11 protein-coding genes are annotated in these 10,677 nt (G+C 38.0%); all 11 read left to right on the forward strand.

Annotated elements, in window-relative coordinates; translation table 11 throughout:
• The first annotated feature begins 14 nt into the window (after positions 1 to 14).
• Positions 15 to 1,277, forward strand: a complete 1,263-nt coding sequence (locus SFB89_RS05405; RefSeq protein ID WP_331775929.1) for an O-acetylhomoserine aminocarboxypropyltransferase/cysteine synthase family protein — start codon at positions 15 to 17, stop codon at positions 1,275 to 1,277.
• A gap of 4 nt (positions 1,278 to 1,281) precedes the next feature.
• Positions 1,282 to 1,695 (forward strand): RrF2 family transcriptional regulator, encoded by a 414-nt coding sequence (locus SFB89_RS05410; RefSeq protein WP_331775930.1) that lies wholly within the window; start codon positions 1,282 to 1,284, stop codon positions 1,693 to 1,695.
• A gap of 11 nt (positions 1,696 to 1,706) precedes the next feature.
• Positions 1,707 to 2,627 carry a cysteine synthase A gene (gene cysK, locus SFB89_RS05415; RefSeq protein WP_331775931.1) on the forward strand — a complete coding sequence of 307 codons (921 nt, stop codon included), beginning with the start codon at positions 1,707 to 1,709 and terminating at the stop codon, positions 2,625 to 2,627.
• Between the two features lie 328 nt (positions 2,628 to 2,955).
• Entirely contained in the window at positions 2,956 to 4,293 is a 1,338-nt protein-coding gene (locus tag SFB89_RS05420; protein WP_331775932.1) for an FAD-dependent oxidoreductase, read from the forward strand.
• A gap of 55 nt (positions 4,294 to 4,348) precedes the next feature.
• Positions 4,349 to 5,074 (forward strand): sulfur oxidation protein, encoded by a 726-nt coding sequence (locus tag SFB89_RS05425; RefSeq protein ID WP_331775933.1) that lies wholly within the window; start codon positions 4,349 to 4,351, stop codon positions 5,072 to 5,074.
• A gap of 9 nt (positions 5,075 to 5,083) precedes the next feature.
• Positions 5,084 to 5,488, forward strand: a complete 405-nt coding sequence (locus tag SFB89_RS05430; protein WP_331775934.1) for a hypothetical protein — start codon at positions 5,084 to 5,086, stop codon at positions 5,486 to 5,488.
• A gap of 66 nt (positions 5,489 to 5,554) precedes the next feature.
• A complete protein-coding gene (locus SFB89_RS05435) occupies positions 5,555 to 6,127 on the forward strand; it encodes an undecaprenyl-diphosphatase (protein WP_331775935.1) in 573 nt (190 codons plus the stop codon).
• Positions 6,117 to 6,728 (forward strand): DedA family protein, encoded by a 612-nt coding sequence (locus SFB89_RS05440; protein WP_331775936.1) that lies wholly within the window; start codon positions 6,117 to 6,119, stop codon positions 6,726 to 6,728. Before SFB89_RS05435 ends, SFB89_RS05440 begins: the two co-directional genes overlap by 11 nt.
• The gene (locus tag SFB89_RS05445; protein WP_331775937.1) at positions 6,712 to 8,526 is read left to right on the forward strand and encodes a glycosyltransferase; all 1,815 of its coding nucleotides are present in this window, start codon (positions 6,712 to 6,714) and stop codon (positions 8,524 to 8,526) included. Before SFB89_RS05440 ends, SFB89_RS05445 begins: the two co-directional genes overlap by 17 nt.
• A gap of 2 nt (positions 8,527 to 8,528) precedes the next feature.
• The gene (locus tag SFB89_RS05450) at positions 8,529 to 9,926 is read left to right on the forward strand and encodes an LssY C-terminal domain-containing protein (RefSeq protein WP_331775938.1); all 1,398 of its coding nucleotides are present in this window, start codon (positions 8,529 to 8,531) and stop codon (positions 9,924 to 9,926) included.
• Positions 9,927 to 9,991: 65 nt separating this feature from the next.
• The gene (locus SFB89_RS05455; protein WP_331775939.1) at positions 9,992 to 10,597 is read left to right on the forward strand and encodes a sterol desaturase family protein; all 606 of its coding nucleotides are present in this window, start codon (positions 9,992 to 9,994) and stop codon (positions 10,595 to 10,597) included.
• Positions 10,598 to 10,677: the final 80 nt, after the last annotated feature.

Consider the following 10,677-nt stretch of genomic DNA (forward strand, 5'->3'; position numbering starts at 1 on the left):
TATAAGGAATTCAAATGACACAAGAAACATTAGCATTGCATTTTGGTTACGAAAAAGGGGATTTTGGTACGATGGCTGTGCCTCTTTATCAAACATCCGCTTATGATTTTGGCAATGCTCAAACCGCAGCAAACCGTTTTGCTTTAAAAGAACTCGGACCCATTTATACACGCCTAAACAATCCAACTACAGAAATTTTTGAAAAAAGAATAGCTGCAATCGAAGGGGGTGAAGCCGCCGTAGCCATTGCTAGCGGTCAAGCTGCTACATTTTTTGCGATTGCCAATCTGGCAGAAGCTGGTGACAATGTCATCTTGGCAGAGAAAGTTTATGGCGGTACGACGACATTAATCACGCATACACTCAAACGATTTGGTATCAAAGCGAAAGTTTTTAATAGTGATACTGCTGATGATTTGGAAGCATTGATTGATGAGAAGACCAAAGCGATCTTTTTTGAATCTCTCTCAAATCCACAAATTGCTATTCCAAATATTGAGAAAATTGTCGCCATTGCTAATCAACACAATGTGGTTACCATCTGTGATAATACCGTCGCAACACCGATTTTATTTCGTCCGTTTGATTATGGCGTCGATGTTATCATTCACAGTGCGAGCAAATACATCTCAGGACAAGGATTGAGTATCGGAGGTGTGGTTGTTGCACGAAATAATCTGAATGAAAAATTGATTAAAAATGTGCGTTATCCACAATTTAATGAGCCAGATGAGAGTTATCATGGTTTGGTTTATGCAGATATTCCATTACCACTTTTTACACTTAGAATCGTGCTTTCGTTGATTCGTGATATTGGTGCTACCATCGCACCATTTAACTCATGGTTATTAATCCAAGGACTTGAAACCTTGAGCGTGCGAGTCAAGCAACATTCTCGCAATACATTAGAAGTGGCCAGATTTTTAAAATCACATCCAAAAGTCAAAAACGTCAATTATCCAGGATTAGAGGGAGATGTACAACATGAGAAAGCCAAAAAATATTTTAAAGATGGCTTGACTTCTGGATTATTGAGTTTTGAAGTAGAAGGATTAGAATTTGCAAAAAGCATCTTAGATAATACCAAAATCTTCTCCGTTGTTGCCAATATCGGGGATACCAAATCTATCATTACCCATCCTGCGAGCACCACGCACATGCAAGTGCCAGCAGATGAGTTGGAAAAAGCAGGCATTAGCCAAGGATTGATTCGATTAAGTATTGGATTAGAGAGTCCTGAGGATTTAATCGCTGATCTCAAACAGGCCATAGGATAATCTTATGGCTCTTATTTCAAGCAAAGGGATGTATGGGCTCAGTGCTATGTATGAATTGTCGCTTATCGAATCAGACAAACCAACGCAAATCAAAGATATTTCAGAGCGCGCATCCGTCCCTCAAAATTATTTAGAACAACTCCTCGTCGTGCTCAAAAGGGCAGACTTGATTACTAGTGTCAGAGGTGCACACGGGGGTTATTTTTTAGCACGCAGTGCGAGTGATATCATGATAAAAGATATCTTAATTGCCCTTGAGGGTAATCTCAGTGTTGTGGATTCGGATATTCAAAATCCTGTTTTAAAAATGTTTTATGATGAGAGTAACAAAAAGCTTGAAGATATTTTTAATATTCCTCTTTCAAAACTCGGCGAATACGAAGAGATTCTAAGAGGACAAATACATTATGTTATATAAAGGAAATACTCATGAATTATGCACAAAATGTCACCGAATTAATCGGTAACACCCCTTTAGTAAAATTAGGTCAAATCTCACAAAAAAGTGGTGCGACGATACTAGGAAAATGTGAATTTCTCAATCCAACTCACTCAGTTAAAGACCGTATCGCTTACAATATGATAAAAACCGCATTGGATGAGAAGCGCATCAGTAAAGATTCTATTATTATTGAACCCACAAGTGGCAACACCGGTATAGGGTTGGCTTCTGTGTGCGCCAGCTTTGGCTTGAAACTCATCTTGACGATGCCAAGTTCCATGAGTTTGGAACGACGGAAACTACTCGCCGCACTTGGTGCAGAATTAGTCTTGACTGAGCCAAAATTTGGGATGCAAGGAGCCATCGATAAAGCGCAAGAGATTGCACAATCTACTCCAAATTCATTTATCCCACAACAATTTGCCAATGAAGCCAATCCTGCCATCCATGCAAAAACCACTGCAGAAGAAATTTGGCGTGATACTGATGGAAAAGTCGATATCTTTATCGCAGCAGTAGGTACCGGTGGTACTCTTACTGGTGTCGGACAAGCATTGAAAAAGAAAAATCCGAATATCAAAGTATATGCAGTCGAACCGGATGTCTCAGCGGTACTCTCAGGTGAGAAAGCCGGTCCTCACAAAATACAAGGAATCGGTGCAGGATTTGTCCCTAAAGTGCTTGATACCAAAATTTATGATGGCGTTATCAAAGCCAGTTATGAAGATTCAGTGTCCGCTTCTCGAGCCGTAGCAAAAGAAGAGGGATTATTGGTAGGTATTAGTGCCGGAGCCAATATTTTTGTCTCACAAGAACTTGCATCTTTACCTGAAAATAAAGACAAAATAATCGTGACAATCCTTTGTGATACGGGGGAACGATATTTGAGTTCTGGACTCTATGAATAATTAAAATAAACTAAAAACTACAACAATCGGCTTGCATATTAAGTTTTCAAGCCGATTTTCTCTCTCATTGCGTTACAAATTTACACAGGTTTTATGACTATCATGATGCTCATTTATTGTATGAAAGTCTGTAGATTTAGCCGCAAACCCTTGTAATATAGTGCTAATTGTTCACATAGCAAATTATTAATAATGATTATAAAATTAAATTTAAGATTAAATAATTATTTAATTGTCACAACTATTTTAAAATTAAGTATCTTCGTACTATATTTTATACAGTGTCAAATGACATATTTTTGACATATCAATATAAAAAGGAGAATCAATGAATAGACGTGATGCATTAAAATTGGCTGGGGCAACTGTTGCAGCGGCTAGTGTTTCGGGTTATGCTTCAGATACCACCAATGTATTATCTGATGTCAAAGTTGTCGGGTCTGCTGCGACGCTTCCAAAAAATGGAGCCGGTGCACGAATCGTGATTGTCGGGGGTGGATGGTCTGGATTGTCTGTGGCAAAAAGGTTGAAGCAGTATGTCCCTGATAGTGATGTTGTTTTGGTAGAACAAAGGACGACGTTTATCTCGTGTCCGATTAGTAACCTTTGGTTGGTCGGTGGTGTTACATTAGAGTTTTTGACGCATAGTTTCTTGGATGCTGCCAATAACAACGGCTATACTTATTTTAATGCAACAGTGTTTGATATTGACAGAAAAGAGCGTAAAGTCTATACCAATGAAGGGCATATCGGTTATGATTATCTCGTCTTGGCACCGGGCATTGATTATGATTACTCTCAATGGACAAAAGGTGACAGTGCCCTTGAATACGAACTGCGCACCAAATATCCAGCTGGATATAAAAATCACAGTGAACATGCCACTATCAAAGAAAAGATTGAAAACTTTGAAGAAGGCAATTTTATTTTGACTGTGCCAGGCGGTAATTATCGTTGTTTGCCTGCTCCTTATGAGCGTGCATGTCTGATTGCTGATTATATGAAAAAAAATGAGATTGAAGGCACAGTGATTTTGATGGATGAAAATCCAGATATTACCATCAAGAAAAAGGGTTTTCATTCTGCTTTCAATGAAATGTATAAAGATTATATAGAGTATATGCCCGATACCAAAATCGAAACATTTGATTTGAAAAATAAAAAAGTGACGACGGAATTTGGCGATGAAATTGAGTTTGCCGATGCCTCTTTTTATCCACGCGTAAGAGGAAGTAAACTCTTAGAAATCGCAGGCGTTGCAAAAGATGCTATCAATAAAGGCGAAGCCCATATTGACCCATTTACCTATCAAGTGATTGGTGACCCGCATGTCTTTTGTTCGGGTGATGTTAGACCGATGGCTTTTAGTAAATCGGGTAATACCTCTAATTCAGAAGGTCATATCGTTGCGCGTAGTATTAGTGATCGTATCTTGGGTAAAAAATATGTCTGGAAATCTCCTCATACGACCTGTTACTCTGCTGTGGCACTTGATCCAATGCGTGCGATTTTCGTAAATGCGGATTATAAATGGAGCGATTCCAACAAATCGTTTGCATTTTTTCATGCCTCAACGATGGAAGATTGGCACGGTAAAAGTGGCACCAATGCAGGTAAAGGCTTGATTGAGTGGGGCAGTGGCATGTATCGAGACATGTTCGCTTAGAAAAATACGACCATAGTCTCAGAAGCTATGGTCACAAATTATTGATGGATTTTATATGGATAGAAGAAATTTTTTAAAAATTTTGAGTGCTACAACAGTGGTCGCCATCAATCCTGCGCTGATTTCACAGAAACTCTATGCAGATGATGGATCGATGTACCAAACGTATGAAAAAGTGCTCTTAGTGGGTGATGATGGCAAACCGATTTTGGCATCATCTTTGAAAAAGGAGACCAACTATATCTTTATGTATCCCTATAAGGGTACGCCTGTGTTACTCGTGGATTTAGGGGTTCCAACTCACAAAAATGTGAAGTTGCATGCCGAAGATGGCACGGAATATCTCTTTAAAGGTGGTGTGGGTAAAAAGGGCTCTATCGTCGCAGTTTCGGCAATCTGTCAGCATCAATTGACGCACCCAAAGCCAAGTGATAGTTTTCTAAACTATCTCCCAAGAGGTGCTAAAACAGCAGCTTATCCACATGGCGGAGTCTTTGTTTGTTCTTCTCATTTGAGTGTTTTTGACCCAATGGATGGTGGCAAAAATGTGGCAGGACCAGCAGCACAGGGATTAGCAGATATTGTATTGGATGTGGATGATAAGGATCAGATTTGGGCGGTTGGTGTGTTGGGACCAGATCGCTTTCATGATTATTTTAAAGCATTTAAACCTGAATTCAAGCAGATTTACGGCAATTGGAGAAAAGCGAAGAAAATCGTCAAAATCCATGCTCCGGTGACGTTGCTGAGTGAATATTCAAAAGACATTATAGAGTACTAAAGGAAAAAAATGAAACCAATACTTTTATGTTTATCACTCGCATGCTCTTTGTCGCTTTTTGGTGCTAATTACACCAAAGTTCAAAGGCTTGATGATATGCACAAGATGGCCTCAGGTATGGAGATGATTCAAAAAGGTTTTTTGTATCGCTGTCCTGATGGGAGTTGTTTCAAAGAAGGTGCAGATAAAATTCTCACAGTAGTCAAGACATTAGAAACCCAAGAAGTCAAAGATTTCTTGCCCGCACATCAAAAATATGCCTACAAATTTGGAGAGAAATCTGCCAAGATGATTGCGCTTTATGCCAATGATCTGAAAGAGTCGATTGATCATAAAAATCAAGCCGATGCGCTAGAAGATTATAATCAAATGCTGAGACAATGTGCCTCTTGTCATCTACGTTTGAGACAATAATTATAATATTTTCATTTATATTTCATTTTCGCTCCCTATAATTTTAAAAATATAAGGGAGCGAAATATGGAGCACTTCAACATACTTTGGTATCAAGATATCAATACCTATGCGGGAGTTTACCCTTGGATTGATTTTCTTATGCAAAGTGTTGCCACGGTTACGCCCTATCTTTTTATTGTTATGTTATTTTATTTATGGTTTAGCAAAAGAAAAAATTTAGCATTGTTTGCGGGATATGCTGCAATTCTCGGGGTTTTAATCAACCAAATCATTGGATTATTTTACTTTCATCCGCGCCCTTTTATGGAAAATTTGGGACATGTTCTTTTGTCTCATAGTGCAGATTCTTCGTTTCCTTCTGATCATGTTAGCTTTACCGTAAGCATTGCATTGACGCTCACCGCTTTTAAAACAACAAGAACATTGGGTATAATTGCCTTTATATTGGGATTATTTTGTGGTGTTGCGAGGATTTATTGTGGTGTTCACTGGCCTTTTGATATTATAGGGGCGGTGATGGTCGCAGGATTGGCTTCTTTTTTGGTATTACGATATCAAACGCAATGGTCAGAATTAAATCATGTTATTATCACAATGTATCATAAAATTATAAAGAAGGAATTTCTTGCTAAGTGAAATCGTAAATTGGATTATTAGTACTGTGGGTACTTTAGGTTATATGGGGATTGTTGTCATGATGTTTTTGGAGAGTTCGTTTTTTCCTTTTCCGAGTGAAGTGGTGATGATTCCGGCAGGGTATTTGGCATCACAAGGTGAGATGAGTTTGACGATGGTACTCTTTTGCGGCATCTTGGGTGCGATATTAGGGTCTTTATTTAACTATTGGTTGGCTTATAAATTTGGTAGAAAGGTAATTTTAAAATTTGGAAAATACTTTTTTATGGATGAAAATAGATTGATGGCAATCGAAAATTATTTTTACAAACACGGCCACATCTCTACTTTTATTGGGAGATTGATTCCAGGTGTACGACAATATATCTCTTTGCCTGCGGGTTTGGGCAAGATGGATTTGCGACTGTTTACAATTTTCACAGCATTGGGAGCAGGATTATGGGTGATTGTTTTAGTTTTATTAGGATACTTTATCGGACAAAATCAAGCCCTAATCAAAGAATATTTGCATCTGGTGATGGCCGTCTTGGCATTTGTCTTGATTATCATGAGTGTTTGGTATATCAAAAGAAATAAAAAGCATCATGAGACTTTACAATAAAAAACTGCTTTTTGCAATCAGTTCACTGGGATTGGGGCATGCGACTCGAACACTTGCTCTGATTCACCATCTCAAAGAGAACAATGAGATTACGATTATTTCCTATGGTAATGCGCTAAATTTTTTAAAAAAAGAGCTCGATGGCTGTGCTATTCATTTTATCTCTATGGTGGATTATCCTAATTTAGAGCGGGGTAGGGGAATTCGCTTTTATTACTATCTGGTGTTAGATTTGATACAAACGAGTCGTATCATCAAGCAGGAGCGAAAACAAACCAAAGCGATAGAAAAAGAGTATGATTTTATCATCTCGGATGGACGCTATGGTATTTGTTCGACACAGATTCCCTCTTTTTTGATTAGTCATCAAATCTCATTTGTTCCACCAGCGGGGTTGTCGCTCTTTTCTTTTGTAAGTGATCTTGGTAATTATCTCTCTTTTAGAACATTTGATCGATTGTTGATTCCTGATTTTCAAGATTTCGACCACTCGCTTGCTGGCAAGCTATCTCATACCAAAATGCTACAATATTTGCATCATGATTATATTGGATTGCTTTCTTCTTATCATGATGAAAAAATATGTGATGAAAATCGTGAAGCTATTGATTATCTTTTTGTGATTAGTGGCTATTTGCAGGAGCATAAAGAGCATTTTGTTACCGTACTTATGGAGCAGGCTAAAAAGCTCACAGGCGTGAAAATCTTCGTCTTAGGAGATGCGAGTCATGATGAGATTTCATATATGCCAGAATATAACATCACCATCTACCCTTCCGTCTCTAGCGAAATACGAAAAGAGCTCTTTGCTCGGGCTAAAGTCATCATCTCACGCACAGGATATACTACGGTGATGGATTTGGCAGAATTAGGCAAAAAAGCGATTTTGTTTCCTACGCCCAACCAAACAGAACAAGAGTATCTCGCAGAATTTCACCAGGGCAAAATGCATTTTGTGATTGGCGAAGAACATCATGGCTTTGATTTGAGCCGTTTTGTCTCACAATTACCTCAAACGACGCCAGTCCCTGTGCGCACCAAGACAAAAGAGGCGCTAGCATACGTCGAGAATATGATGCAATCGTATCTTGAAACGCACTTTTTTTCTATTATCATTCCCGCTTATAATGAAGAAAAATACATCATCCATACCTTAGAGAACCTCTCCCGTATGGAATATGAAAATTTTGAAGTCATCGTCGTAGAAAATGGCTCAGATGATTGCACCTACAAAGTAGCAAACACGTACAAAGAAGAGATGTCAAATCTCAAAGTTTTACAAAGTCATAAAGGCGTCTCCAAAGCCAAAAATCTTGGTCTGAGCAAAGTCGATGAGCGATCAGACTGGGTGGTGTTCTTGGATGCTGATACTATTTTGAAGCCAGGATTTTTACACAATCTCAATCACTATCTCAACAAACACAAAGATGACAATCTTAGTGTGGGAACATGTGAGATTTCAGCATACGATTCCACGCGTTTGTACACTAAATGGTGGCTCAAATTTTATGATTTGGGACACCGTCTAAGCAAGACATCTTACTCTTTGCAAATCGCCAAAACTGACATTGCTCAAAGTATCAAATTTGATGAGGCGTTGAACTATTCTGAAGATTTGAAATTTATCAGACAGATGCAAGTCTTTGGCAGATTTTTCTTTTTAGAAACCAAAAATGTCCAAACTTCGGTGCGCCGATTTGAAAAAGATGGCTATTTTCGTACACTAATGTATTGGAATATCCAAGCGCTCACACCAGAATTTTTGAAAAAAAATAAAAACTATCGATCAATCAGGTAGCGATGGATTTCTCTTTCTTAGACCACTTTATCAAATTTTTGATTGCCTATAAGACACTTGCTTATGGGATTCTATTTTTAGGCTCTATGTTGGAAACTGTCATTGGTTTTTCATTTTTTATCTATGGTGAAGTCTTTTTTCTAGCTGGGAGCATGATGGCGGGTATGGGTATTTTAAATATCTGGGAAGTCATCATCGTTTTGTATCTAGGAGGAATACTTGGAGATAGTCTCAGCTATTTTCTAGGAGTGCGATACGGACTGCGGATTTATAAAAAGCTCAAAAAAATCCGACTTTTTAAGCGCTTTATTAATGAGCAAAACTACAACAAAGGGGTGAAGTTTTTCCAAAGAAGAGGGGCGGTGAGTCTGTTTTTTGCCCGATTGTTGGGGCCGATTTCTTGGATTACGCCTTTTGTTGCGGGTATCTACAAATTGCCATATCGCAAATTTTTGATCTACAATATCCCCGGTGTCATCATTGGAATCGGTCAGTTTATTATCATCGGGTATTTTTTTGGAAAGCATGTCGATGTAGTGTTGAAGGTGGTATCGACTTATATCATGATAATATTATTTTTGCTCTGTTGTGTGGGTGTTTTGTACTATTATCTCAAAAAGAAGAAGATGCTACACCAAATCAAAGAGCTCCTTGCACAAAACAAAAGACAAGCCATTCGCTACATCGCAAAAAACTTTTTTTTCAGTAGTGCGATATTGCTACTCATCTATCTATTGTTTTTGTTTTTGATATTTTTTACGGATATGGATCATGAAATTCATCCTGTGAAGCACTCAGTACACATCTCTGTGGATTTGAATCAGTGCCGCTCTTTGCAGCTATATTATAAAATCGACAAGACCAATATCATCCAGCCGATTAATGTGATTTTACAAAGTCCTCTGAGACTTTCTGAGATTTTTAACCAAGAGTGGGATCAAAATAAGATATTTGATATCAATAATATCTCATTTATAGAGTATATTAAATTATTGAAAAATAAAATTCCACCGATTAGTTCTCTATATTTTGATGGAGTTGCGCAAGATGCGGCGTATCAGTTTCATTCAGATTCCATCGAGAAAAGAGAGCATATTAGGATTTGGAAGTATCAAAAAGCAGCTGATTATCTCTATTATGCATCGATTACTTATGATGATGGCTTTGGTTTTAATTTTTACAATTACTTTTACTCGCCTATTCATCATGTAGACAAAGATATCGATAGAAGCAGAGATTTCTTGTATCGTTATTTGATAAGTCGAAAAGATTTAAATGTACAATGCCATTATATTCAAACACGGTGTACTATCCCAAAAATCATTGATGATGATGAACGTGACGAGGAACAGCCTTATTATAGCGATGGTAAAATCCTATTTTGTAACGTTTCAAAATAAGTGAGAATCTTTGTTATAAATTTTGGGATATAATCAGCATATTGAAACCGAGATAAGGAAATGTCATGAAAAATTTGATTTTGAAGATGACTGCTAGCAAGTGGAATTACTATCTCAGTCTCATAGCAGATGGTATGACTGGCTTAGTATTTTTGATCTTCAGTTTTCGTACGTCAGATGATATTTGGGCAAGTTGCGCTCTTTTTATTGTCGGAGTAGTGAGCTTTTCGTTTGTGGAATACGCGGTGCATGCATGGCTTTTTCACAAAAATCATTTTTTGAAGATTTTCATAGAAGGACATGCACATCACCATCAAAATCCTTTTGGTTATGATGCCTTGCCGTTTTTTGCTTCAGCGTTGATGGGATTCCTCGCGGTTGAATTGCTCTCTCCTATTATGCCACAGCGTGATGCATTTGCTCTAATCGGCGGTCTGGCGATGGGATATTTTAATTATGGTTTGACGCATCACCTCATGCACCGAAGAGAGTTTACGCTCCCATATTATCGCTATCTTCAACAGTTTCATTTTGTACATCACAAAAAACCGAGAAAAAATCATGGGATGACCACAGATATCTTTGATCGGATTTTTGACACCTATTATCAATGGGATGAAGCAGACCTCAAAGGCATCGAACAACTCAAAAAAATCCGAACAAAACACTAACGCAACCACAAGATTTTACCCAATTGCCCACTTTTGCATGATTGATGCTGTGATCTTAGCAATGTTTTATGGTTTTAATT

Source organism: Sulfurospirillum sp. 1612 (genome assembly GCF_036556685.1).
Lineage (GTDB): Bacteria > Campylobacterota > Campylobacteria > Campylobacterales > Sulfurospirillaceae > JAADIZ01.